This window comes from Microcoleus sp. B3-D7 (genome assembly GCF_036705305.1).
Taxonomy (GTDB): domain Bacteria; phylum Cyanobacteriota; class Cyanobacteriia; order Cyanobacteriales; family Microcoleaceae; genus Microcoleus.
Genome location: NZ_JAUBUE010000009.1, coordinates 93,502 through 119,912, shown reverse-complemented (window position 1 = coordinate 119,912; position 26,411 = coordinate 93,502). Strand labels below are relative to the sequence as shown.

Genomic DNA, 26,411 nt, shown 5'->3' with positions numbered 1-26,411 from the left:
AGTAGCGCGATCGCTCCCACATTTTGGCAACGGTGAGTTTTTCGAGTCCTCTTCCGGAGCCCGAAGCCTGTCTCTACAACGATAGGATGACGTTGATGCGGGCCCCACGGGCGATCGATCCTCACAAACAGCACGGCCAGTACGTCTTTAAGGCTATGGCTTCGGGTAGGATTAGTAGGACGAGAGGAAGTGGATAAAATGAGCGCTAGCAGCAATTCAACTGAAATTAAGTTCGGAACCGATGGGTGGCGAGGACTGATTGCCCATGACTTTACTTTTGCCAACGTGCGAAAAGTCACCCGGGCGATCGCCAGTTACCTAGAAACCGCTTACCCAAAAGACCGCCCAGTCCTAGTCTCCTACGATACCCGCTTTCTGGCAGACGAGTTCGCCCACACGGCGGCTGAAGTATTGGCAGATTTGGGATGGACGGTGAAAGTGGTCGATCGAGATTGCCCCACACCAGTCATCGCTTACAGCGCCAAGCATCTCAACTCTGCAGGAGCCCTGATGTTCACGGCTTCGCACAATCCCGCACCTTACTGTGGCATCAAATACATCCCCGACTACGCGGGCCCGGCAACCCCGGAAATTACTGATACAATTGTGGCAAATATTGCGGGTGCTTCTGATGCCCCAGCCAAAGGCAGCCACAACGATAAAATCTCCAGTTTTGACCCGAAACCCGAATATCTGAAGTTTCTTTATACTTTGATCGATGTGGAGCGGATTCGCTCTGCTAAGTTGAAGGTGAAGTACGACGCTCTCTACTCGACTTCTCGCGGCTATCTCGACGGCGTTTTGGAACACTGCGGCTGCGATGTCGAAAGTTTTCATACCTACCGCGACGTGCTGTTTGGGGGCGGAATGCCCGAACCCAAGGGGGAACAGTTAGTTGAGTTGGTGGAAGCTGTTAAGAAGGATTCGGCGGATTTGGGTTTAGCTACCGATGGCGACAGCGATCGCTTTGGTATTGTTGACGAGTTGGGAAATGTCTTGACTCCAAATACTGTACTGTTGCTGCTGGCGCGTCACTTGGTTAAGAATAAAGGATTGACTGGGGCGATCGTCCGTACAGTCGCAACTACCCACTTGCTGGACAATTTGGCCGCCAAGTACGGTTTAACAATCTACGAAACCGCAGTCGGTTTTAAATACATCGGCGAAAAAATGCGGGAAACTGCGGTACTCATCGGTGGCGAAGAATCTGGCGGTTTGAGCGTTTTGGGTCACATTCCCGAAAAAGACGGGATTTTGGCTGATATGCTAGTTGCTGAGGCGATCGCCTATGAAGGCAAACCGCTTTCTCAGTTAGTCGAAGAAGCCATTAAAGAAGCCGACGGCCCCCTGTACAACAAACGTTTGGACTTGCACCTAGAAGAAGCCCACAAAGCAGCCGTTTTGGAATCTTTTACCAAGAATCCCCCCACAGAAATAGCAGGTATCGGCGTTAAGGAAATCGGCCGCAAAGACGGGATTAAACTTTATCTTGAAGACGGTGGCTGGGTACTGCTGCGGCCTTCGGGAACCGAACCCTTGATGCGCGTTTACATGGAAACCAATTCTGTGGAAAAAGAAAGCCAAGTTGCCCAACACATGGAAAAGGTAATTTCCCAGTTAGAACCTGTTTAAATTTCTACCTATTCCAACGGGGGTTTTTCCCCTAGCGCTTGGGATTGTGAGGTGCGCTTCGGTGCACCTTACGTATTTTTGATAACTCTGGCAAAGCCTCTGAACATTAATCATCGATACTGCTGGGCAAGTTATATATTTGCAATACACTTGGATTTGTTTAAGTTTGGGAAGTGTAAATTTATTTATGTTAGTTTAATTTTTAATTAATTTAAAAAATTCTCTATTTTTTCCGTCTCTACTTGACTTTTCCCCTAATCTTATTGTATATTGTTATATAATGGGGTGTTTGCAAAAATAAAAATTTCACATATATTTCAATTATAAAACAAATATACAAGTTAAATTATTAGCCTGTCAACCGGTTTATGAAAACAATTCCTCTGCTCGCCATTAGTTTTTTAGTAGCAATTTTAGTAAGCGCGATCGGCATTATCTCAGTGCAAAACGCCGCCCCAGTATCCTTAAACTTTATCTTTTTTCAATCGATACAAGTGCCAGTAGGAGTAGTATTGGCAATGAGTCTGAGTGCAGGACTGATCGGAGGTGCGCTACTGCAACCGCTGTGGAACCTTTCAGATTCCCAAAACTCACGGCCTAAATTTCAGGCAAATCCAGAAGAATCCGACACCGTACAATATTAAATAGATTTGAGCCCTTAGAGGGAATATACCTGACCGTCAATCAGCAGCCGAGTAATTCCCTTAGCTCGCAAATAAGGCGCTGCTTTTTGCAGCATACTGCTGTCAGGAATCTTGAAAACCCTTTGATTGCGAGTAGCAAATCGGCGCGCCACTCGGTGATTGTCAAACACTGCCAGGGTTTTCTCGCGAATTTCCGCCGCCGGAATTTGACCCAGTTCGCCAAAAGCTTTTAGAGGTCTGGTGATTAACTCGGCTGCCCGATCGACCACCAAATAACAAATTTTGGGCAGAGATGCTTCGCTTAAAGGCAAAACTTGAATTAGTCCTGTACCCCGAAGCTCGATCAACTCGCTCGACGATAGTGAACCGAGGAGACTACCTTCAGACAGAGAGTCTTCATCCTCTACATCTTCGTCTAAGTCGTCATCTAAATCGTCTTCATCATCCTCATCGTCGTCCTCGAAATCGCTAAAGTCTTCACCTGCCAGCAGCCCTTCTGCTGGCAGCATTGCCTTTAGTTCACCAGTCACAACAGCGCGGTGGCTTTGAGCGCCAAGATTGGCTGCTGGGGCATCTGGCACATCAGAAACATCCAATTCTGCAACTGGTTCAGGGACTGATTCAGAACGCTTTCGGATCGTCGGTCTCGAATTTGAGGCTGACGGCAGGACAGGGACTGACTCCGACAGGGGGACAGCTACAGGATCGATTTCGCCATCTGGCGACGACTCAGTAGTCGCCTCTGTCGGTTCAGAAACACTTGTGCGATCGGACAAACGCTTTTGTTTTTGCTGGACTAGAAATTCGTATTCCGGCTCCGACAAAGCACCCTGAAGGATGCGCCTTACAGTCGAACTGCTCACTCCGTAGCGCTTTGCCAGAGTGATAGTATTCTCGTTGGACTGTCGGTACAGCCTGATGAGTTCGCGTTTGTCTGAATCGGAGAGTTTTGTAGGCGTCATGCCAAGTTTTCCAGCAAAAAGACGTGAAAAGACGCAGGCTAGCAGTCAGCGAACTGTGATTTTTGATTTTCGATTTCAAGCTCACAGATGCAGACAAGGGCAAAAAAGCTTTCGCTTCCCTATCGCTTGCCGAAGCAACCCCAATCTCTAATCGCTACGCTGCGCGACGACTGCGCCTGCTCTGGCGAGAACGGGTTGAGATGTCATGTTCCAAGATAGCTCCTATTCCGAACAGGATGGCGCTGAAAACAAAAAAGACTTCCAGCAAACTGCCGCTTTGATAACTACCCTCAGCCTGAGTATCGCGCCATTTAAAGTACATATCTGCGATGTAAAGCGAAAAAGTTGCAGCCGCAATCATTCTCCAAGATTGGGAAAAACGTCCTCCCCAAAACGCCAGCAGCAATGCAGTAGCAATAATCAGCAGAAAAACGTCCCCGACGATGTAAAACAAATTGATTGCATTTTTGTGAGGCGCCAGTTGCTTGTCTAGTGCCATCACCCATGCGGGAGCTTTGATTTCTGCTTCTTCTTCTTCGGGTGCTGATGCAGGATCAGTCGCTGTTGCTCCTTTTGCCTGCAACTTAGAGGAATTTTCCAAAGCAGGCGCTCTTCCTGTTGCAGTGGTTGCTGGTTCAGATTCTGTCACTACTTCTTGAGTGGCTGCAGGAGCCATTCCTAGCTGGGCCCTCCAAGAGTCAGGTGCAGCAACCCAGATAGCTACAGCAATGCCGAAGGCTGCAATTCCCGCTAACAAACCCCACTGCCAAATTTCTAGATTCAGTCGCTTGGAAGTCACAGCTACAACCATGCCCCCGATCAGGACCACATAGCTGCCCAGATAAAACGCATCCGCAGGAGACACGTCCGGGTCTAACTCGAAATACAGTTCCCAAATCCCGAAAAGCACGCCTGCTATGAAATAGAACAGCATCCCCAGACCTATGCCCAGCCAGACGTTGCGCCCGCTGACCATGTGCGGGCTTTGCCAGTTTCTAAAACAGACTAAAGCCGCTCCCAAGTATGCTCCGCATTCAAAAATGTAAGTGCCGATCGAGTACCAAAGAGGTAAACCTTCTTCTGCTGAGAGGGGGACGCTGAACAGCAAAAAGAACAGCAGCGCCATGACAGCCCAGACAATGCCCGCAATCACTAGGGTCTGAGCTGACAGTAAAGATGAAGATGTAGATGACTTTTCTGAAGTGCTACTCATAGGGATTCCACGAGACCTAACTAGCGGTTGAACGCACCCCATCTCAATCTTTGATTCTAGATGAGGATGCTTTCGCCAAAAAACCTTAAAAAAACCTTGCTCTGACGCTTCCGGAATAACTGGCGTCCTCAGTGTGTCGTGGGGACTTTTGCCCTCGTACACTCTAGAAAGACTAAGTAAGAATAATATCTATTTACTAATTCAAGGAATCAGTCGTTAGTCGATCTTGTACCCGGAAATATAATGATAGAAATACGGTATATGTCTCCACCCTTAAGGCTTTTACAGTACCCAATCTATCTCGGAAATTCTACCCTCAAATGTTGAGGTATCTGTTTTTTTTGCTTTCACACTTCCCCACTTATATCAATGATTGTGGGTGGGGACTGCGATCGAAACTTAGTTAAATTGCCCGACCATAGGTGGCATCCAAATCGAATCAACAATTTGGTTGGTCAATACAAGTTGGCAATCCCACCTGTATATCGCGTACCCCCTACAGTGCAATTATCTAAGCTAAATTATCTCAGTCCAATTGTCTGAGCAATTGTCAAAGATTTTCTATCCTGCGATCCACAATTTGTTGAGGGCGGATTGTTTCAGCCAATCTAGAAACTGAGTCCGATCCGGGCCGGGCATATCTTGCAGCACATCGCTGACTCCCTCAGCAAAGTCCGTATTGCCAAAATACGATTTCCCCAAACGGTGGAGTTCTTGCAATAAGGTTTTGAGATGCTGCTCTTGCCAAGGAGGCACCTTGTGAGTTTGCAAGGGACTAACGGTTAGCCAGTTTTTGATCGCATCAGGGGAGTCTGCCTGGGGGAAGTTTCCCTGCTGAAATACCTTGGCGATATCTTTCTGAAACGATGTGGCTTGCCTTGCGCCTAAGAGGTCTTCTACATCGAAGTAAACAGCTTGGAGGAGCAGCAGACAACCCTGCGCGAACAGTGGTGCTTTGGCTGCTTCATTCCCTGCCGGTTCTTCACCGGCAAGCTGATCTAAACGGACTTTTCCCCAGACGCTATATCTATCCGGCTCTTCTAGCAGAACACAGGCTTTGCCTCGGTTGTCGGTTAAGTCCCGCCACAAGGCTCTGGCGTCTTCTGCTTGCTTGCCGTTGAAGGCGCTGATCAGGCGAAAAGTCTGCCCCTGATAATTGAGAATGGGAATTTGTTGATCCCGTTTTGGGTGTTGAAAATTTGTTATTTCAACATCCTGCCGTTTCAGAATAAACATGACACTGCGATTTGACTCCTGTCATGGCCGAGGTGCTGTGCTTTTGACACTCCCCATGCCTAAAGGCAAAGGGATTCTTGATTCAGCGAGTCCACTTAAATTAGCAGGATTGCTCCCGATCACCTAGAGATGGTTCTCTCCTCAAGCGTTCCGATACTTTTTTGCTAACAAATGCTAACAAATATCTGAGCTGAGATAGTCTCTCAGCCTGGGCGTATAAATCAATGCACGAAGGAAAATCCCCCGCGCACAATTTACGACTGCTGTACTGGCAACGCTTGATTTTCGCGCTCGTGCCGAGCGGGCGATTGACTGTTTTGCTTTGATGCCGTAGAGGAAGCTTATATAGAGGCTCCTTAGCATCAGGGATTTTCACCTGAGTCTTTCAATCCTAGTTCTACCACATTTTTATCAAATATCAAGTCGAGCAGAATGTTAGCAAACATAACTAAACATCAGCCAATTAGTCATTCTGTCTCAACTCATACCTAAAATCAGGGAACGAGCTCTGGTTTTTAGGTAATGCGGTCAGCGTTTTAGGCTTTGCCACTAGGGGATGTTAACATAACCAATAGAAATCTGGGAAAAAGCACCTGTGACTCTTGTGCTGTCTGAGTTCCGTCTTAATTGGGAGAGAGAGCCGATCGACCAAATAGTTGGGTTTCACCTCGACCTCTAAATACTTTACCCGAGTTCACGTCCTACCTAGTTTTGATTGTAAATTTACAATTGTGCTGTTTGCAGGTGAGTCCTCCAGCTTTTGTCAGATAGAGTCTTGGAGGCACAGACACTCTCATAACCTTGGTTTTTTTTTCCCGACCCATCGCGCTGCACGCCATATTTTTGTACATCAAAGCGCTTTCTGCGTAAGTCATCACATAATTTACTTGCTCGATCGCACACTGCACCGATACAATAATCTTGTTAGCGATTTTTGAGTTGGGTGCGTAACTCAGTTGGATAGAGTAGCTGCCTTCTAAGCAGCGAGTCGCAGGTTCAAGTCCTGCCGTACCCGTTACACAAATTTAATGACATCAAGGGTTTCAGCACTTTTCTACCACCAAGGAAACAGCGGCTGAGATCTTATTTGCTTCGGATTTGTTTCCCCTGCCCGAATCCGAAACAAATCCGTGAAAAAGCGCCCCCTGCCAAACCGCGGCAAATCTTGCCGCTTCCGGGCGATAGACACTGCTACCCTTCTGAGTATAGGCTTGCCACAGCGGATGTGGTATCATAAAAAGTCTATTGTGTCAATAGCCCAGATCCTGTGATGTTTAAACAGCACCAGCAGCAGGTTGTGGGCCGAGTAGCACTCAGGGGTTATCCTTAATAATCAGGCTAGTTTCCGACAGGTTTGGATATGTTCCCAGCAACTCTATTTCATATTCCCCAAAATTTAATGCTATTACTCGACCGCAGCGCGATCGACCGATTACAGCCCCTATTGGCGCAAGCAACCGGAATGCCTATAGTTGCATCGGAAAATACGGCAACAATTGCGCTCGTATTGGTTGCTATGGGAATTCTGGGTTGGGGATTTTATCGCGCCAGACCTTTTGGCAAACTGGGAATTTTGGCTTGGTTGCAGTCTGTTGCACTGATGAGTCCCTGGCTGCTGTTCTTTGGTTTGTTCGCCGCCGGAATTTACCTCAATCTAGTGGCGGTATTGTTGCTGCTAGTGGCATCGACGGGATTGTACATTTATCTGGGTCGGCAATTGCGTAAGGCTGCATCCGATACAGTGCTGCCACGGCCGGATGCTGGTGAGGTAAAGTCCCAAAGCGATGCTTTCTCGGCCCCTGAGTCGCAGCGACCACCAGGCCCAGAAACCATTAAGATCGTCACCTCGTCGCCTGCGAATAATGAATCAGAAATAATTCCCGTTCCAGTTGAAGACCTCAAGGCAATTAAAGGCATCTTTGGAATTGATACTTTCTTTGCCACAGAAACGATTCCCTATCAAGATGGGGTAATCTTGAAAGGCAATCTCCGGGGAGACCCTGAACAAGTACACTCACGTTTGACGGCAAGTTTGGAAGAAAGATTAAACGATCGCTACCGCCTATTTTTAGTAGAAAATCAGGACGATAAGCCGGTAGTTATTATCTTGCCCAGCACCAACGACCCGCAGCCAACAACCGTGTCTCAAAAAATCCTAGCCGTCGTGCTAATGCTGGCAACAATTGCTACTAGCTTAGAAACAGGCGGTTTGCTGCTAGGTTTCGATTTCTTTAACTCGCCGGCTAGATATCTAGAAGTTTTGCCAATTGCAGCCGGAATTTGGGCGGTTTTAGGCTCTGGGGAAATTGCTCGCCGAGTGCTGGCAAATCGGTACAAGGTTGGCTTGAGTTGGCCGTTTTTTATACCAACTTTGCAGATAGGTTGTTTTGGAGCGCTCGACCGTTTTGAGTCCCTGCTGCCCAACCGTAAAGTTTTGTTTGACATCGCTTTTGCCGGGTCAGCCGCTGGAGGGATAGTTTCTGTGCTAATGCTGGTAACGGGTTTGCTGCTGTCTCACCCCGGCAGTTTGTTTCAAATTCCCGCAGAATTTTTCAAGGGCTCGGTTTTGGTGGGAACTTTGGCAAAAGTGGTTTTGGGTTCGGCGTTGCAGCAGCAGATTGTTGACGTTCACCCGCTGGTAGTTATCGGTTGGTTGGGCTTGGTAATAACGGCGATTAATTTGATGCCGGCGGGACAGTTGGACGGGGGTAGAATCGTGCAAGCCATCTACGGTCGGAAAATAGCCAGTCGCACTACTTTAGCGACTTTTGTGGTGCTGGCCATCGTTTCTTTAGTTAACCCCTTGGCTCTGTATTGGGCGATCGTGATTCTGATTTTACAGCGGAATTTGGAGCGGCCGAGCCTCAACGAGCTGACTGAGCCTGACGACGCTCGCGCGGCTTTGGGTTTGCTAGCTTTGTTCTTGATGATTGCTGCCCTGTTGCCTTTGACTCCGGCTTTGGCTGGCCGTCTGGGAATCGGGAACTAGCAGTAGTCGGGCATCTTTGGTAATAGGCTCTTGGGTTGCGGTAAATTAGTGGAATATAGGAATTGAGCGATCAAACTGGGAAATGAAGGGCGATCGGGTTCCTAACTACTAAGTTCCAATTAAGACCCCTGCCCAGGGCAATTTATCTACTACCAAAAGTTGATTTATTTATAACCCAAAATTTGTTTAAACTTGATCGATTAAGTTTAAATAACTTATCTGAGCCTATAGGATAAAGTCATGGCTAATCAACTTCCTCCTGTATTGGTAACTTTTGATGCAGATGTTTTAATGACTGGCAGAACCCAAGTGTGGCAAGAATATTCCAAGGTGGGAACTTGCTATATCCCGGAAGTAGTGTACGACGAAATAGATCGTCTGACAGGGCAAGCGGTGGAAAAAGCTCAAGAGCAAGTAGCTAGAGAGTTTATGCGATTTTTTGCCGACAGCGGCTGGATTGCAACTGACGCTCAGGAAACACACCGAGCTCTCGAACCTTCGATTAAAAATCAAAGCAAGCCAGCAATGCTCGTGGTGGCTACGGCTCAGTGCGTTTACGGTTTGGCTCAGGAACACCCGGACGCATTGGTGATTTTTGTGTCCAACAGCCAGCCTCTGCTGAAGCGGCTGGCTTCTGTAGGCGCTACGAATCTCTGCGGGATTACCGGGGCGATGTTGTTAAATTGGGCGAGGAAAGGAGAACGCCCGCCGGCGGCGACTCAGCAATTGCAAAGTTTGATGCGTACCCTCGCCGAACGCAAATCGACTCAGCGCCCTAACAGCAGAATTCAGGATGCTGCTGTAGGCAAAACGGGGGCTTCTGCTAGCCAGTTAACGGGAACCCGCGGCGCTTCTGAATTGAAGTCGGCTAGCAGTTTTACTAAAACTAATAAAACGGGTTTGACTGAGAAGCGCAGTGCGAGTTCGCGCCCCAAAACGCCGCGGCGCAGTCGCGAGGAGTCGAGAGATTACGAGCCGGCTGTCTATCGCATTAAACATATTACACCTCCGAAAAAAAGGAACAGCGGTTTTCTGTCTACTGTGTTCAATTTTTTGGGAGCGTTATTTTTCTTGACGGTAGCGGTAGGTATTTTGTGGCGAGTGTTCGATGTTAGGGGTTTTAGAAAGACTTTTGTGCCGGCTCTACCACAGCCTGTGCAACAATTTGTTAAGTCGATCGACCCTAAATAATCTGGTTTTCTGAAACTTTCACCTTCAGATACGGCTGACTTGTGATTTCTGTCCTCGTTAATCTTGCACCTGGGGAAACTGGAATAGCACGCTTGGTTCACAAATTAGTTCCCTCCCCTAAATATAGCGGTAAGGTTCTTGTGGCGCACCCTACGTTTAGAATTTCTGGCCTTTAGAATTTCTGGCCTTAGTCCGCTGGGAATTTTCAACTGCTACTATCACAATAGAAGATGAACACTTCACTTTAGTGCTCTAAAAATCCATCGCCATGCGGAACGGGAACGAAATAATTAGTGGATTAGCACTAGCTTTTGCGGGTTTTGCGTATGCTTTAGTATTTTTTGTTCTTATTCCCTTCAGACAGTACGATTATGCAGCACCACTTGGGGCAATAGCAATGGCGATCGCCCTTACTCTAGCAATGAATTGGCTACTATCTGCATCGTTGCTAACTGGGTGGAGTTGGGTGGCTGCATTATTTGGTTTTCAGGTAGCCCTGATGTTTTTTGGTAGCGTGTTTCTGGAAGATGGGCTGTACGTGCCAAATTTGTTGTTTTTTGGAACTATTATCGTAGGATATACGAGCGTTTATACCAGTTTTTCACAACAAAAAACGCTGGTAATTGTGGGTTTATGTACAGTATTTTTCCTAGCTTCAATGTACTTCTCTTTGATGGGCGGCTATTTGATCAAAGGCAAAAATCCGTTTCAGGGTTCTTCTTTCCAGATGCTGCCGCTGTTGAATCAAAGAGTAGAAATTATCACTGACAATCCCAAACAATTGTATTTGAATGGCCAAACAGGCGAACTCACGCATATTGACCGTTATGAGGTGACTGTGAAACTAGATTCTGAAGAAGACGAGAGATTGATGTGGCCCTATGTCAATGTTTGGTGGCAGGATATCAAGGCTGCTAGCGCACATAAATCGCAGTAATTTATATCGTTTCCGGTTGCATAGAAATAATAAAATCGAGTTGACTGTTCACTGTCAACCGTCAACCGTCAACAATCATGAGGAGTGTAACCGGAATTTATCTCATTCACTCTTTAAAGCTGGTTCAGTTCCTTCTAGAGGTCGCACAATTGCGGGTTTATTGGTAGATTGTTGCTGAAAAAGTGCCTTGAGTGCCAAGTCAAGATTTTCTGCCATGACGATGCGGTTTTCGTAGGCAGCAATAACTCGGACTAAAGTTGGCAAACTATTCCGTTCTGCTTCTAAGTAAAGAGGTTCCACATAAAGTAAAGATTGTTCAATGGGAATTACTAATAAGTTTCCTTGAAGTGCTTTGGAACCTTGGCGATTCCAGAGAGATATTTGTTCGGAAATAACGGGATCTTGGTTAATTAAAGCTTCTATTTGTTCGGGGCCGTAAACTAATCGCTGTTTGGGGAACAGATACAGCAGCAATTTTCCGTAATCCCCACCATCCGAGCGTCCTGCAATCCAAGCAATTAAATTGTTGCGACTTACTGGTGTAAATGGCAGCAGCAAAATAAATTCTTCTGCTGCTTCCGTTGGCAGTTTCGTAATCAAATAATACGGTGCTACGGGCTGCTGTTCGCTGCCATAAATTTCATTGGGAACTCGCCACAAATCCTCCCGATTGTAAAACACTTGCGGGTCATCCATATGATAAGTTAGCAAACGTTCGGATTGAAGGCTCAACAAATCTACTGGATATCTGATATGTTTGCGGAGAGCCGGAGGCATTTTGTCAAGGGGTTTGAAGAGTCCAGGAAAGATAGAAATCCAACTGTTAATAATCGGATCGGAGGGATAGGCAACGTAGAAGTCAACAGACCCGTTGTAGGCATCAATCACTACTTTAACGGAGTTGCGAATGTAGTTAAACTCATGATTTCCCGGGTCAGAATACGGATAGCGATCGCTCGCTGTATAGGCATCGATAATCCAATAAAGATAGTTGGGAGATTTCTCAGTAGCCGAGGGTGAAGGTTTAATCTTGTTGCCATTTTCATCTTTTTCTTTTTCTATATCATCATTGCTAAGATTGGCGTTTGCTACTACTAAATACGGATCGGAATCGTAGCGCAAAAAAGGAGCGATCGCCCGGACTCTTTTGTTAATATTTCGGCGGTACAGTAATTTAGTTTCTGGCGTAAAATTGCGCGTCAGCGCCATTTGCCAATTTTTGAGATAATTAGCAAACAGCCAGCGCCGCCACCTAGAACCGATCGCAATTCCGCCCTTACCGCTGTAAGTATTGTAAACATTTTCTTCGCCGCTGGGATAGTCGAATTCTTGGACTTTTGTGGGCGCCATCGCGTCTGTATCGGTGATTTCGCCGTAGTAAATTCGCGGGTAGCCGATCGGAATACTGGCCCGAATTCGATCGCTGGTTATTTCCAAAGCAGTCTCTCCTTTCTGGGCTGCAACTCCAATATCTTTGACAAAATAATCGGGTAAACCGCCGACACCGACTGTATTTACCGGAGAAATAGTAAAACCGTAACCGTGAGTGTAAACCAGGTGTTCGTTTACCCAAGTTTGAGCTTCGGGGGCAACTGCTGTGTAATCTAATTCCCGCGCTGCCAGAAACACTTGTTGGCTTTCAGCATCTCCCTTTTTTGCTTTTTCATTTTTGATTGTGTAGCGCTCGATATCCGCATCAGGAAATGTATAGTAGGGTCGGATTTGCTGTAACTGTCGGTTGGTTTGCAGCAGCGGTAGCTTGTCCCACAGCCGGATGTTGCTAATAGTAAGTTTATTTTTTTCTAAGTCGGCATAAGTAAGTTTTCCGGCGGGATCGAAAGTTTTTATTTCTATATTGTTGAGGTCAAAGGCTTCTTGAGTAAAGGCAATACTGCGCTGAATGTAGGGCTTTTCTCGTGCTAGTTCGTTGGGTTTAACTAGGAGTTGCTGCACAATTGTTGGCATCAGCAAACTTCCCAATAAACTTAAAGTTATCCACGCTAAAGTAATCTTTTTTATGAGTTCATTTTTAATTTTGAGTTGGTAAACCTGGCACAGCATCAAAAGTGCGATCGCCCCCGCCAAAATACTCAAAAATCCGTAGCAGGGCAGCCGTACCGTTACGTCAGCATAATTTGCCCCGTAAGTAACGTCTCCCCGCGAATACAGCAATGCGTAGCGCCCCAGCCAGTAGCGGAATGCGGCGGCTAGCATTGAAGCTGCACCCAAGCCGTACAAGTGCCGCTGCTGCGATCGAGAAAACCCCGAAAATCTCCCTTGACTCAGGCTATTTCCCGACAGCAAATATGTTAAAGCACAAGATACTAAACTGTACAAAAATACAACTGTCAGCCAGAAGCTTAGCAAATCTAGTATTGGCAAAATAAATACATAAAAGCTAATATTTTGATTAAAAAGAGGGTCGGTTGTGTTAAAATTAGTAGGGTGAAAATATTGCAAAACATTTGTCCAGCGACTGGCGACAATAAGCCCAATCGCCAAACTGAGAAAAAGGGCGATCGCCTGCAGCCAAAAATCAGGCTTAATTGCCACAGCTAACATTGCCCCCACCAGCAAGCCCAACTGCCACCAGTGAGAAAATAGCTGCACAGCTATTTGCTGGATTGACTCAATTCCCAACTGCACGGGCGGTGCAGGCAAATTGCCAGCTATACCGAAATAGGTGAGGCTGTTTGCAGCTAACAGCCCGCAGTGAATTACTATAAAAGTTGCGATCGAACTCAATCCGAATACCGTCAACAGCAGCCAGGAAAAGGTAATTTGGGATTTAGCAACAGGTAATTCGTAATTCTTCCCAGCTTTGTTAGCCCTCAGTGAAGCGAATAGCGCCCCCGCAACCGGCGATTTCATTTCCTCTGCGGGATGTTGCAGGCGGCGGGCTAAAGCTAAATTTCCGAGCAAATAGACAGAAGAAACAGCAATTGCGATCGTCCCCAGCAACCCTTGAGTTTTCAGCTTTAATAGAAAAACCTGAAGATATCCAACTTCCTGAAACCAGAGAATTTCTGCCGCAATGCGGGAGGCAAACTCCAAAACCAGCCACAACCCTACAATCGATAAAATTAAGGGATAAATTCGCCTTCTTAAAGTCATAACAATCAGCTAGAAGTAGGGACATTGCATTGCCCATATCTGTCAACTTAACCCAAAACCTCACTCTTAGACGTAAGTCCAATGCTAATAGATCGAGTCCTCGGAATGAAGAGTAATTAACTAATCACTTCTTCAATCCTATGCAATAGGACTTGAGCTTTGAGCCAGCGCTTGAAACCCTGTCTAACTGATAGTTGAGTGCTAAGCTGATAGCAACGGACAAATGCGTAAGTCCCTACACATATAACGTGCAATTAACCGAATGTGAATCGAAAATTGAATCGAAAAAACTCCAGCTAGCTGTACTGCTGATTGACATCCACATCCAAATTAAACAGTGTTTGCAAAGTTTGCATCGCTTGTCGCCGCGCCTCAATATCCTGCTGAGCGCGCAACTGTACCATCGGATCGTGCAAAATCTTATTCACAATCCCCCTTGTTAAAGATTCAATCACGTCTTGATGTTTCTCCGAAAATTCCGAACCCAGACGCGATAAAGCTTTTTCTAACTCTTGTTCCCGAATCAATTCTATCTTATCCCGCAAACAGCTAATAGTAGGAACCGTTTCCAGACTGCGCCACCAGAGATCAAAAGCCTCTACTTCCTGTTCCAGCAAGCCCTGAGCTTCCATTGCCATTTTGCGGCGGCTTTCGTGATTTTGAGCTACCACTGCTTTCAAGTCGTCCACATTAAACGATCGCACATTAGCGAGTTCATTCGCATCTGAGTCAATGTTGCGTGGCACAGAAATATCCACCAACATCAAAGGGCGATTCGGGTCTAAAACCGATTCCAATTTAGCTTTATTTAACAGTGGCTCGGTAGCTGCCGTACTGGTAAAAACCAAGTCAGAATTGGCAATTATCTGCATCATTTCCGAGAGTTGATACAGGTGCAATTCAGCATCTTTAAACTGACCGGCTAACTCCAGGGCGCCCCGCACAGAGCGGTTAACGATCGAAATATGGCTAGCTCCTTTTGAGAGCAAATGCTGCACCAAAAGCCGCGACATTTTGCCAGCACCGATAATTGCAATTTTGCTGCTTGCTAAATGCTGACCCTTCATTTGAGCCAATTCTGCTGCCGCCGAACTAATCGAAACTGCACCGGTACCGATGCTAGTTTCTGTGCGAACTCGCTTCCCTGCTGTGAGAGCTTGCTTGAACAAGCGCTCTAAAATTCTGCCTACACCTTTGTACTGCTGGGCGAGTTTGTGAGTTTGTTTCACCTGAGCCAAAATTTGTCCTTCTCCGAGCACCAAACTGTCGAGACCAGAAGCGACTCGCATCAAGTGCATCACCGCATCTTCGTGCAGCAAAATAAACAGGTGAGGGCGCAAAGACTGCAAAGGAACTTTACTGCATTCTGAAAGGAACTGAATAACCTCTCGCACACCCGGTTCCGACTCGCTGGTAACAATATAAATCTCTAAGCGGTTGCAAGTGCTGAGAATAGCAACCTCTTGAATGTGCGGGTAGCCGCGCAATTGGGCGATCGCCGCTTCAACTTTGTGTTCTGGAATGCTTAGTTTTTCGCGAACTTCTACCGGCGCTGTTTTGTGGCTGAGACCTACGACTGCAATATTCATATCTGTGATTTGTCACTATTTCTTTCTTAGTTGTTAACAGTCACCTGTTATTAGTTCTTAGTTTATCGCTAATTGCTAATCATCGGTGACTGTTAACCGTTAACTGTTAATTGTTAACATTTAACTGTTAACCACTAACTAATCACTAATTCAATTGCAAAGATTTCGGCTGGTCAAACATATGGATTGTATCCACAAACCGAGCAGTTTTTGACTGAGAAGAAATTACCAAACTTTCAGTGCGAGCGCCACCGCCAAAGAAGCGAACTCCATCCATCAACGTTCCGGGAGTAATCCCGCAAGCTGCAAACAGAACTGTTTCTCCAGATGCCAACTCTTCAGCATTGTAAATCTTGTCTGGGTCTGTGATGCCCATGTCTTTAAGTCGAGCGATATTGCTCTCTTTGCTTTCACCGATCAAACCAGTTTTTACAACAGCCGGATCGTAAATTAACTGTCCTTGGAAGTGACCGCCCAAGCAGCGCATTGCTGCTGCGGAAATCACACCTTCGGGTGCAGCGCCAATACCCATAAGTGCGTGGATGTTGGAACCAGAAAACGCGCAAGAAATCGCTGCCGAAACGTCGCCGTCGCTGATCAACCGAACTCTTGCACCCGCTTGCCGAATTTCATTAATTAAATCTTTGTGTCGGGGGCGATCCATGACCACCACCACCAAATCTTCAATACTGCGGCCGAGACAATCAGAGATAATTTTGAGGTTTTGAGTCGGCGTTTTGCGAATATCTACATGATTCTTAGCAGCCGCAGGAGCAGCCAATTTGTTCATGTAGAAATCCGGTGCCGCAAACAAACCACCTTTTTCAGAGATTGCCAAAACTGCCATCGAACCGTTTTGACCGTAAGCGACCAGGTTAGTACCTTCGCAGGGGTCAACAGCGATGTCAATTTCGATCAATTCATCTATGTTGCAGACATCTTTGGCATCTTCGCGGGTACAAATACCTACTTGTTCACCGATGTAAAGCATTGGTGCGTCATCGCGTTCGCCTTCGCCGATCACGATGCGACCGCGCATATGAATTTTGTTCATGCGCTCCCGCATGGCTTCTACAGCCACTCTGTCGGCTTCATCTTTCTCGCCTTTGCCCATCAAGCGAGCGGAGGCGATGGCTGCCTGCTCAACTACTTCGATAATCTCTAAACCGATTACATTGTCCACGAACTAGATCCTCCCAACTGCTGATGCGTGCCTTGTGCTCTTTTGCACTCCCAGCCATCAAGTTTATCAGAGGCGGGGATCTCTGCGAGCGCAAGCACTTGCTTAGTTTGTGTTAACTTTTGCTTCTTTGAGACTGGGGCTGGAAAATCTGATCCCAACAAGCTCAAAGAGCGATCGCCCCAATACTTGACTCTTGCTTGGAGGATCGCACGCTAGCCCCGTCTGAGCGCTAAATCGCGGAGTCCAGAGGTTCCGGGGAAGCGAGGGGCTGTTTCAGGCAACTTGTCATCCCGAGTGCCGTTAAAGGTTTTATGATTAGTTTGCGATCGCACGATTTCTCAGAAACCTGGTGGCTAGACCGGATTTATCGTTACTAAACCCAATCTTTTGGTAGAAACCGGGTTTCGGAGGGTAAGTCCTAATGATGATCACAAATCAAATGGACAGCCCCAAATCGGGACGCAGTAGACTTTATCAGCGGGAAACAATAAAAAATGATGATGAAAGCCCAAGATATTATGACAACAGAAGTTGTTACCATTCGCGGTTCAGCAACGGTAGCTGAAGCGGTGGCGATGATGAACGATTTGTGTTTGCGCGCTTTAATTGTCGAACGTCGCCACGAACAAGACGCATACGGCATTGTCACGGAAACGGATATTGTCTATAAAGTAGCAGCCTACGGAGTAGACCCCAAAAAAGTCCGCGTCTTCGAGATTATGACCAAACCGTGCATCACGGTGAATCCAGACTTGGGCGTGGAATACGTGGCTAGGTTGTTCGCGAACACCCGCATCCGCCGGGCGCCGGTGATTAAGGACGAGCTAGTGGGCATTATTTCGGTCACGGATATATTGACAAAAAGCGATTTTGTCGAGAAGCCGAAGAGTATTTTATTTGACGAAGAAATCGAACAGGCGATCGCGGATGCCAGAACTATCTGTGCCGAGAAAGGCGCTACTTCTAGAGAGTGCGCGGTAGCGTGGGATATTGTAGAGGAAATGCAGGCTGAGGCTTCTCACCAGCGATCGATGAAGCTTGAGAAAACGGCTTTTGACCAGTATTGCGAGGAAAATCCCGAGGCGGCTGAAGCGCGGATGTACGACAGTTAATTTAGTCATTAGTTATTAGTTATTAGTTATCAACTCTTATTTATGGATTGATAACTAATAGCTAATTATCGGAAAGAGCTTTTTTTCTGAGAGCCTCACGAAAAATAAAAATCTTAAGTGTTTGGCTCAGTCATACAAAACACGTTCAGCTTATTCCCATCAAGATCGCGAAAATATCCCGCATAAAACCCCGGCAACACGCCTCTTTGCCCCGCCGCTCCTTCATCCTTAGCCCCAAGTTCGATCGCTTTGTTATAAACTAAGTTGACTTTTTCGGGACTGTCAACTTGAAGAGCTATCATTACTCCATTCCCAACAGTTGCTCTGTTACCATCAAAGGGTTTTGTAATAGCAAGTGCTGGTCGCTCTGGAGAAACGCTCCATGCGATAAATCCCTCGAATTCCATGAATCGTCGAGCGCCAATTTGAGCAAGCAAAGCATCATAAAACTTTGCTGCCGTTTCAATATCGTTGGTACCGAGTGTAACGTATCCGATCATATTTTTAGTCTTCTAACTGATGTTAAGATTAAAAAAATGTTTGAGCAAATAACAACTGAGTTAAACTGATCCTTATAAAACCAAAGCTACAACTCAAACATCATTTTAGATCATAACTCAAACTATCTCGGTTTTCTCCGATCCAATGATTTATTGCCGATCGCTAATACATTCGGGAGTGTCTCTAGTGGGGCTGTTGACGATCGCACTTACCGCTTTTGCTTTCATGGCTTCGGACGCATAGGGCTTTAACAAGGGCAAAACTTCCTGAGCATTTTTAACAGCAGGATCTAGCCACTGTTCCCAATCGCTGTCGGGGAGAATCACTGGCATTCGATCGTGCATCGGCTGCACTGTTTCGTTAGCCTCGGTAGTAATTATACTGCAAGATACAATGTTTTCTTTTTCTGGAGATTCCCAATTTTCCCACAAACCGGCAAACGCAAAAGGTTCGCCGTCTGCCTTTTGAAAATAGTAAGGCTGTTTGTTCTTTCCCTGCTGTTGCCATTCGTAGAAGCCGTCAGCGACTATCAAACATCGCCTGTGCTTGATGGCGCTGCGAAAAGCAGGTTTTTCGGCTACTGTTTCCGATCGCGCATTGATCATCTTGCTGCCCATTTTCATGTCTTTTGCCCAACTTGGAATCAAACCCCATCGCATAAATTGAAACTGTCGCTGCATTTTTTCTTTTTCAACTGTTACTGTGGCAACAGATTGAGTTGGAGCGATATTGTATCGCGGTTTGATGTCGGGAACTTCCGACAGTTTGAAGAACTCGGCGATGATTTGACCTGAAGTAGTTAAAGTGAATCTTCCGCACATAATTTATAATTGGTATTAACAAAAAGGTAGATTGCGATTTACCGTTGGGCGGGGCGGGTTTTCGAGATTATTGGTGTTAGGCAAAGATGGTTTGTAAAACCCGCCCCTACGACACCTTGCTAAATTGTGGAACATTCGCAGACAACCATTCGGCGCGCAACTTTTCAATAGCTAATTCTTTGAATTTAGCTTCTACTTCAATCCAAGGAGCCTGATAATAACAATTAGGCATTTCTGTAATTACATCGCTGTGGCGCGGGTCGGCAAAAAATTCTCTGCCATTTGATATGTGTACTAATTGCCATTCAGGAACAGACCAAGTTTTGCGGGCTGCTGCGAGCATTTCCGCAACGCTGGGGTCGTCGTAAGTTTCTAAATGTTCGTGAATCACGTGGTGGTGGGCGTCAAAAACCATTGGTACGCCGGTATCGAGACAAACTTCTAAAATTTCCGAGGAACTGTAAGCGTATTCGTCATTTTCAAAGGTTAAGCGCGATCGAATTGATTCGGGTAAATCGCGGATGACTGACTTGAGTTGCGAAGTACGATCGCTCTTGCCGCCGTGAATGTTCATCAGTGCCTGGGGTGATCGGGGCTGTCCCAAGATATCTAAAATTAAAGCATGAGTGGCGAGAATTTTAATGCTGTTTGCAACGACATCAGGCTTGTCGGAACTGAGCACGACAAATTGATCGGGGTGGAGTACCAAACGGATGCCCAAAGACAAAGCGCGATCGCCCGTATTCCGCAATTCCTCAGTCATGGAGTGTAGCACTGCTTCCCCCAAATCTGTATCTGCAAAAGGGAACAGTGCAGAAGTCATGCGGTAGAGCTTAATTTGATTAGCAAAACAGAAGTCGATCGCTTTGTCAAGCCGTTTTAAGTTGTCTGTATAAAGCTCGCGCAATACCGTTTCTTGTTCAGTTCCCGAAAGCTGTAAAAGTCGCTTCCGGGTGACAGTGCGAAAGCGCACTGCATCGGATGTTGTAATACAAACTAATCCCAATTCCGGCAATTTTTCCTGTTCCACTACTTGGTTAATCCCGCTCATTTAGCAATAATCCCTAACTTTAATTTTATGTTAAATAGGTTTTTCATAAGGACTTGAGTTCTTAGTCTTGAAGTTTTTAGGTACTACTGAACCTGCCCAAAGAGTCCGGCAGAGATTGAAATCGCTGGCGGACTCTGGAAGTGCAAGATGTAATTAGTACCAACCTAATTTTTATCAAACCTCTAATCAACCGCGTTGCAGATAGCATATCGATGCCAATTTAATCGATATAACTATTGCTGTTCTTGGCGAGAATCAGCCTCTTCGTCGGGCCGCGCGGTGGCAACAGGATTTTCCATTGCTTCGTTATGGAACGGATAACCGGATGTTTCTTGATTTAGCGGATCAGCGGGTTGGTCTTCAGGGGATGTAATTTGACCGTTAGTGTTGGTATTGGGTTTTGTGGAAGAGCCTTTATGGCTGGCGTGACCGCTACTCATCTTTTTTTCCTCAATTAGGTTTATGGAACAATTTCTAGCTTAGACTTAGCTGCTGCGGGCGATCGCCTATCTTAAGTCAGAGATGTTGCTTAATAGTTGAGGATGCTATAGCACTCCTGGCATCAATTGTGAAATATTTCTCTTCTATTCTCAAGATTCGCGTCAATAGCGTGTTCGCGATTCGTTCACAAAAAAAGCCAGTTGCGCCTTTCCCGAAAGGATTGCTATATCTCCGGATTTGCCCCATTTCCTCTTTGCCATCAACTCCGCAAACGCCCTGATCTGAGAATGCTAATAATTAACCAAAAACCCAAAAAACTCGCGGTCCCAAACAAACCAGTGCTCAGAAAAGATAGCTGAGAAGTTTGCGCGTTAGAAGAAATAATTGCCGCCCCCACAATCAGCGAACCCACTACAATACTAAAAGAAAGTCGGTTCGCAGAATCCCCCAGAGTGCGGCGTAGCGGATCGAGTTCTTTTAGTGTCAAATTCCACTTCAAAGTTTCCGAAGTAACCCGGTCTAAAAGCACTTCCACCTGTCGCGGAGATTGCAAAGATAAGCTTTTGAGATCGAGAGCTGTTCTCAACAGAGCTTGTATCGGGTCATCTCCTAATAACTGACGCCGAAACATATCGGTCATCAGCGGTTTGACCTGCTCTACAATATTAAATCTGGGATTAAAAGAGCGCGCCAGTCCTTCCAAATTCGCTAGAGTTTTTGCATACAAACCGAGATTGCTGGGCAGCCGAATTTTATTTTTGCGGGTGATTTCCAGCACCTCATAAAAAATTTCCGACAAGTTCATTTGCGACAAGCTCACATTGTAATACTTGCGTAGCATTCGAGCCAAATCGTTCTCTAGATTAACTAAACTTGTCGGCTGAGCAAATTCTGCCATTTCCAAAGTTAATTGAGCGCAGCGCTGAGCATCTAAATCTACAATTGCCAGCAACATTTCTGTCAAATTCTGCTGAGTGCGCGGGTCTAATCGGCCGACCATGCCGCAGTCCAGCAAAGCTATCCGGCTGTCGGTTAGATAAAATAAATTGCCGGGATGCGGGTCGGCGTGAAAGAATCCGTCGATATATAACTGCTGGAAGAAAACGCGGCAAAGTAGCGTTGTAATTTCTTCGCGTTCGGCATTTATATCTCCTTTGTGGCGAACTCCTTGCAAATCGCCTAACAAAATCGGGACTCCGTTCAGCCACTCCATTACTAAGAGTTTTTTTGTAGTTAACTCCCAGTTAATTTCTGGTAGGACAACTTGTGTGGGGTCAAACCATTTACTTTTAGATAAATTGCGGCGCAGTTCGTCTGTGTAGCTGGCTTCTTGAATGAAGTCTAGTTCTGCACGCAGGGCGATCGCAAATTCTTCAGCTAGGGCGACAATATCGTATTGTTGACCGAAGTCTGTGAGCATGACAAGTTCTGCCAAACCTCGGAGGACGGCGATGTCTTGTTCGATGACAATCTCAATACCGGGACGCTGAACTTTGAGGGCGACTTCGCGGCCGTCTTTTAAAGTAGCTTTGTGGGTTTGGGCGATCGAACCTGCGGCGACGGCTTCGGTGTTAAATTTGGCGAAGGTATTTTCGAGAGATTGTGTGAGTTCCTGGCGGACGATTGCTTCTACTTGTGACCACGGTACGGGCGGTACTTCCGCTTGTAGCGTGGAGAGGATTTCGATGTAGCTGGCCGGTAAAAGGTCGGGACGGGTGCTCAGCAATTGTCCCAATTTGACAAATACTGGGCCTAATTCGACGAGGATGTTGCGGAGAACTGCTGGAGTTGGGAGACTGGGTGCGTCGGTTTTGCGGCCGGTTAGGAGGCTTTTCATGTAGTCCCAACCGTTGCGGAAGACGACCTCTAGAATTTCTCCTTTGCGAGAAGTGTTTTGAACTAGGCTAAACAAGGGGCCTCCGGGTCGATCGGGTTTAAGGGCTATATAACTACTAGGATAGCGCTGTTGACCGGGCTGACCAGTGTCTTGGGGAATAACTTGGGGGAAATAGTGGGAATGGGCGTGACAGCTTTCGGGTGTGGGGGCGATCGGTTTTTGGCTTCGGCCTTACTCCTCATAGTAATATACATTTAAAGCATACATAATATTTTTATAATTAAAAAATTATACGTCAATAAATTTAATTATATAAGTAAAGTAAATATTCAGATTTAGGAAGGGTCAAGAAGATGAGTGCAGTTGATGTAATATTTACAATTTTTGAGTCGAGTAATGAAGGTTTAGAATAGTGGGAAGTATCTACGAGTTGGCGGTGTGATGCGGGATGCACAGAAGCAGCCGCCTGAAGTAGTTGCTATGTTGCGTGAAGTAAACTCTAATCTTTCTCAAGTATCAACTCTACTATCTCAGTGTGGTTCAGTGGTCAGTATCCTCACTTTTACTGTCTCATGTATAGCATTTATTGTCGTACTACAGCGGTTAGAAGAAATTGAACAACGCTTGAAGCGAATTGAGCCTAAAATAGACCTGAGTTTTTATGCTCCAATCAAGTGGGAACAATTGTGATATCCCATTTAGGCAGGATTTCGGAGCGATGCCAGAACCGGAGGTACTCTTCTAGTTCCTGAGATGAAACCTTAATCCCCTTTTCATAGGTCGTTTCTAGCAAATGTACAATTGGTTTGAGTTTCTTCCACGTCATATTTGCAGCCGAGTTGACCGAGTAAGGCAAACGAGAATTGTCTGCCACTGAGTATCACAGTCATCTGCTGGGATTGGTTCTAAACTTCTAGCTTTGCCGCCTCTGGATAAATTACCAATCTTGACTTTGGCTTTACTATTTCCCAACCAGTCTATAAATTGAAGTGATTGATTTGATAAAAAAGAACATTTGCTCTTATGAGTGGAGCTTGACTAAAGTAAAGGCATCAAAGAAAAACGCCAGCGAACATTAAGCAGTCAGCTTCAACTAGACATTCACCCGTGAGGTTTGCCATGAAATCCACTTTATCCAACAGCGTTAACGCAAAAATGAAAACCCCCAGCCATCAAAGACCTTTACAGCTTACGCCTCAAAAACCAGAGGAAAAAACCTTAACTCGCGGACAGCAGTTAGCAGATACCCTAGCAGCGAAAGTGGGTTCGTGGCCCTTTTTGATTGGACAGACAGTAATCCTCGCCGGGTGGGTGGGCGCGAACCTGACACCGGGCCTTCCTCACTGGGATCAGCAGCCCTTCATCCTGCTCAACTTAGTATTCTCCTTTGCCTCTGCTTACACTGCACCGATTGTGTTAATGAGTCAAAACCGCCAGTCGGATGCCGAACGCGAACAAAACCTCTACAATCATCAAGTTAATCTCAAAGCTGCTCACGATGTGGTACTGCTGCACGAAAAGCTCGATCGATTAAGCCACCACATTCCTGACTTAATGGAAAAGCTCAATCAGCAACAGCAATCTGTCAGTCCCATCAAAGAGATGGTGATGCCAGCCCCCGTTAAGGCAATTACCGAAGTTAATGAAGCAGCTAAGCCGTCTGTTTCTGAGCAGAAGCAGAAGGCTGAGGTTCCCATACTACTTCCCCAAGTATTTAAATCGAACTTTTACTCATCAAAATATGCAGAAGTGATGCCAATTTCACTTCCAACTCAAAAGCCATCAACACATTCGGTATCCGCGTTAAGCTATTTCAAGCTGTGACAAGCGACGTTACTAACCAGTGAATGAGAGCATCAGTCTCGCCAATCTGTTAAGTAACAGTTTTAACCTAAGAAACCTATAAATCAATTAATCTCAGGCATTCTTCCAGCCATACTAGCATCACAATCTAGGCAGTTAGATATGAACCCCTTCATTACCGCTATTTCCACAGGTATTACAGCTTTCGCCGCCACAAATTTAGATGATATTGTCATCTTGCTGCTGTTTTTCTCCCAAGTCAATGCTGTTTTTAGACGGCAACACATTGTTACAGGACAATATCTTGGGTTCGCAGCACTGGTGCTGCTTAGTCTTCCTAGCTTCTTTGGCTGTATGATGGTGCCGCGCCCTTGGGTGGGGATGTTGGGGTTAGTACCAATTGCCATTGGAGTCAGCCGCCTGCTAAATAGAGATACAGAGGCTGATGATGAAAATACTGCTACAGATTCGCCTCAATCCACTATCTTTGCTAGTCTTTTATCGCCACAAACTTATAGCGTAGCTGCGGTGACATTTGCTAATGGAGGTGATAATGTGGGGATTTATGTCCCGTTGTTTGCCAACTGCACTTGGGATAGCCTGCTAGTGATTCTGAGCGTCTTTTTCTTGCTAGTGGGTGTCTGGTGTTATGTGGCGTATCAACTAACTCGCATGAGCGCGATCGCGACCCTACTTGTCCGCTACGGTAATTCCCTTGTTCCCTTCGTTTTAATGGGTCTGGGTACGCTGATCCTGCTCGATAGCCATACTCTAGAGAATCGCGGTTTAACGGTAGTTACTTTAGCTATCAGTTGCTTGTGGCTGCTGATATTGCTTAAAGACAGTTATCAATCGTTAGAGACTGCACCTAAAGTCGAAAAAATTTAGGCAAGCTAGAGTTCAAGTTTCCGCCACTTTGCTGAAGTTAAAAAATAATTTATAACTTCAGCAAAGTGGAGGGGTTTTCTAAGAACAAACTCTGATTTCTTACACAAAGGACAACAAAAATGAGCAAGTTTTTCAAACTAATTCTGGTGGCTTTAGTGCTTTTCGTAAACTTAGCTGTAGCTCAGCCTTCTTGGGCAGGCAAAGATTTCACAAAGGGGGCTGACTATGCGGAAGTAACACAGGAATTGAATCAACTTTTGTCAGCTCAGAGCGATCCTTCGACTGCGGGTTATACGCCTGAACAGTACCAACAGCGGTTGGCCGAATTGCAAATGCAGAAGTACGTGATCGAAACTGCTAAAAAGCGGGCTCAGTGCCGCAATCAAACCGGGCAAACGCTGGCAGTTTATGCGAATAAGCCGAAAAAATCGCCGACGCAACTTTATTTCCTGGCAGCGGGTGAGATTACAGATGATGATTGGGATTGCGATGGTATTTACTTGCCAGCAGGGACTCAAGCTACTTTCGGCCCGGCGGCTCAGCCACTTTCTTTGGCTGAACCGGTTGCTATTAAGGTTGTAGATGGTACGCAGCTAATTGCTACAACGAGTGCAGCAACGGGTGGTATTCAATTGAATGTTGCCCCTGCTAAAGTTTTTAAAGCGGGTGAGACAACTTGGACCCTGCCCTCGTTTTCTCAGGCCGAGATTAATGCACAAGTTCCTACGCCGCAACTGATTGATTAATCCTTCTTGAGGAACGGTTAATAGTTGGGGACTTGGGAACAAATAAAGTCCCAGGCAGAATAGAGGAGAGGCAATGCCACGATTGGCGATTGTCTCTCCTTTTTAGATCGCAAAAAAGCCAGAAGATGCTGAGTGATGCAATGATTTGCGACATTCCTCGATGCAGCCCAAAACTTAACGGGAAGCCGCAAACGAGACTTCTTGGCGAAAGTGGCGCCAGACTACTTGGGAGGGTGAGCCCGTCAAACCGAAACGATGTTTGGCTGGAATCGTCATAGTGTGCAACTCGGATTGCAAAAGTCGGCGAAGGGGGATTCTGTATAGTCAGGACTTCCTCCGGCACACTACATATAGTGTGCCGAAAAAGGGTGATGGCGTTGGGTTCTCGCCCGCGATCACGTTTTTTCTGCGACAAGCACAGGTTTCATGTAGCCCCAACCGTTGCGGAAGACGACCTCTAGAATTTCTCCTTTGCCAGAAGTGTTTTGAACTAGGCTAAACAAGGGGCTTCCGGGTCGATC

At 46.2% G+C, this 26,411-nt stretch carries 21 protein-coding genes and 1 tRNA gene; 10 read left to right on the top strand and 12 right to left on the bottom strand.

Annotation, left to right across the window (positions count from 1 at the left end):
• Positions 1–198 precede the first annotated feature (198 nt).
• Positions 199–1,632 (top strand): phosphoglucomutase/phosphomannomutase family protein, encoded by a 1,434-nt coding sequence (locus QUB25_RS09535; RefSeq protein WP_333182976.1) that lies wholly within the window; start codon positions 199–201, stop codon positions 1,630–1,632.
• A gap of 368 nt (positions 1,633–2,000) precedes the next feature.
• Positions 2,001–2,276 carry a LapA family protein gene (locus QUB25_RS09530; protein WP_333182974.1) on the top strand — a complete coding sequence of 92 codons (276 nt, stop codon included), beginning with the start codon at positions 2,001–2,003 and terminating at the stop codon, positions 2,274–2,276.
• A 14-nt stretch (positions 2,277–2,290) separates the two neighbouring features.
• Here the strand turns inward: QUB25_RS09530 and QUB25_RS09525 are convergent, their stop codons facing one another.
• The 3 genes from QUB25_RS09525 to QUB25_RS09515 form a co-directional block, all read right to left on the bottom strand.
• Complete coding sequence (locus QUB25_RS09525) at positions 2,291–3,238, bottom strand: hypothetical protein (RefSeq protein WP_333060760.1); 948 nt, start codon at positions 3,236–3,238, stop codon at positions 2,291–2,293.
• 154 nt (positions 3,239–3,392) lie between these two features.
• Positions 3,393–4,451 (bottom strand): hypothetical protein, encoded by a 1,059-nt coding sequence (locus QUB25_RS09520; RefSeq protein WP_333038504.1) that lies wholly within the window; start codon positions 4,449–4,451, stop codon positions 3,393–3,395.
• Between the two features lie 561 nt (positions 4,452–5,012).
• Positions 5,013–5,687 carry an Npun_F0813 family protein gene (locus QUB25_RS09515; RefSeq protein WP_333038506.1) on the bottom strand — a complete coding sequence of 225 codons (675 nt, stop codon included), beginning with the start codon at positions 5,685–5,687 and terminating at the stop codon, positions 5,013–5,015.
• A gap of 941 nt (positions 5,688–6,628) precedes the next feature.
• On the opposite strand from QUB25_RS09515, the gene QUB25_RS09510 reads away from it, so the two are divergent.
• From QUB25_RS09510 to QUB25_RS09495, 4 genes are all read left to right on the top strand, one after another.
• Positions 6,629–6,702, top strand: a tRNA-Arg gene (locus QUB25_RS09510).
• A 345-nt stretch (positions 6,703–7,047) separates the two neighbouring features.
• A complete protein-coding gene (locus QUB25_RS09505) occupies positions 7,048–8,676 on the top strand; it encodes a site-2 protease family protein (RefSeq protein ID WP_333060759.1) in 1,629 nt (542 codons plus the stop codon).
• A 240-nt stretch (positions 8,677–8,916) separates the two neighbouring features.
• Entirely contained in the window at positions 8,917–9,867 is a 951-nt protein-coding gene (locus QUB25_RS09500; RefSeq protein WP_333060758.1) for a PIN domain-containing protein, read from the top strand.
• 268 nt (positions 9,868–10,135) lie between these two features.
• Positions 10,136–10,804: a hypothetical protein gene (locus tag QUB25_RS09495; protein ID WP_333182972.1), complete on the top strand. Its 669-nt coding sequence runs from the start codon at positions 10,136–10,138 to the stop codon at positions 10,802–10,804.
• A 102-nt stretch (positions 10,805–10,906) separates the two neighbouring features.
• Here the strand turns inward: QUB25_RS09495 and QUB25_RS09490 are convergent, their stop codons facing one another.
• From QUB25_RS09490 to glpX, 3 genes are all read right to left on the bottom strand, one after another.
• A complete protein-coding gene (locus tag QUB25_RS09490; protein WP_333182970.1) occupies positions 10,907–13,918 on the bottom strand; it encodes a UPF0182 family protein in 3,012 nt (1,003 codons plus the stop codon).
• A 296-nt stretch (positions 13,919–14,214) separates the two neighbouring features.
• Positions 14,215–15,507 (bottom strand): glutamyl-tRNA reductase, encoded by a 1,293-nt coding sequence (locus QUB25_RS09485; RefSeq protein ID WP_333060755.1) that lies wholly within the window; start codon positions 15,505–15,507, stop codon positions 14,215–14,217.
• 145 nt (positions 15,508–15,652) lie between these two features.
• Entirely contained in the window at positions 15,653–16,690 is a 1,038-nt protein-coding gene (gene glpX, locus QUB25_RS09480) for a class II fructose-bisphosphatase (protein ID WP_333038520.1), read from the bottom strand.
• A gap of 494 nt (positions 16,691–17,184) precedes the next feature.
• Between glpX and QUB25_RS09475 the strand changes: the two genes are divergently transcribed.
• Entirely contained in the window at positions 17,185–17,802 is a 618-nt protein-coding gene (locus QUB25_RS09475) for a CP12 domain-containing protein (RefSeq protein WP_333038521.1), read from the top strand.
• 113 nt (positions 17,803–17,915) lie between these two features.
• On the opposite strand, the gene QUB25_RS09470 is transcribed toward QUB25_RS09475, so the two are convergent.
• The 6 genes from QUB25_RS09470 to QUB25_RS09445 all read right to left on the bottom strand — a co-directional run bounded on the left by QUB25_RS09470 (position 17,916) and on the right by QUB25_RS09445 (position 23,327).
• Positions 17,916–18,302, bottom strand: coding sequence for a VOC family protein (locus QUB25_RS09470; protein ID WP_333182968.1), 387 nt, complete (start codon positions 18,300–18,302; stop codon positions 17,916–17,918).
• 150 nt (positions 18,303–18,452) lie between these two features.
• Positions 18,453–19,124 carry an SOS response-associated peptidase gene (locus QUB25_RS09465; protein WP_333182966.1) on the bottom strand — a complete coding sequence of 224 codons (672 nt, stop codon included), beginning with the start codon at positions 19,122–19,124 and terminating at the stop codon, positions 18,453–18,455.
• 106 nt (positions 19,125–19,230) lie between these two features.
• A complete protein-coding gene (gene uvsE, locus QUB25_RS09460) occupies positions 19,231–20,175 on the bottom strand; it encodes a UV DNA damage repair endonuclease UvsE (protein WP_333182965.1) in 945 nt (314 codons plus the stop codon).
• A 233-nt stretch (positions 20,176–20,408) separates the two neighbouring features.
• Entirely contained in the window at positions 20,409–20,615 is a 207-nt protein-coding gene (locus QUB25_RS09455; RefSeq protein ID WP_333060751.1) for a hypothetical protein, read from the bottom strand.
• A 260-nt stretch (positions 20,616–20,875) separates the two neighbouring features.
• Positions 20,876–22,528, bottom strand: a complete 1,653-nt coding sequence (locus QUB25_RS09450) for an AarF/ABC1/UbiB kinase family protein (protein ID WP_333182963.1) — start codon at positions 22,526–22,528, stop codon at positions 20,876–20,878.
• Between the two features lie 595 nt (positions 22,529–23,123).
• On the bottom strand, positions 23,124–23,327 hold the full coding sequence (locus QUB25_RS09445; RefSeq protein ID WP_333182962.1) for a hypothetical protein: 204 nt from the start codon (positions 23,325–23,327) through the stop codon (positions 23,124–23,126).
• 245 nt (positions 23,328–23,572) lie between these two features.
• Between QUB25_RS09445 and QUB25_RS09440 the strand changes: the two genes are divergently transcribed.
• The 3 genes from QUB25_RS09440 to QUB25_RS09430 all read left to right on the top strand — a co-directional run bounded on the left by QUB25_RS09440 (position 23,573) and on the right by QUB25_RS09430 (position 25,890).
• Positions 23,573–24,277, top strand: a complete 705-nt coding sequence (locus QUB25_RS09440) for a DUF1003 domain-containing protein (RefSeq protein WP_333182960.1) — start codon at positions 23,573–23,575, stop codon at positions 24,275–24,277.
• Positions 24,278–24,418: 141 nt separating this feature from the next.
• Positions 24,419–25,144, top strand: coding sequence for a cadmium resistance transporter (locus QUB25_RS09435; RefSeq protein ID WP_333060747.1), 726 nt, complete (start codon positions 24,419–24,421; stop codon positions 25,142–25,144).
• A 119-nt stretch (positions 25,145–25,263) separates the two neighbouring features.
• Entirely contained in the window at positions 25,264–25,890 is a 627-nt protein-coding gene (locus QUB25_RS09430) for a hypothetical protein (RefSeq protein ID WP_333182958.1), read from the top strand.
• Positions 25,891–26,411: the final 521 nt, after the last annotated feature.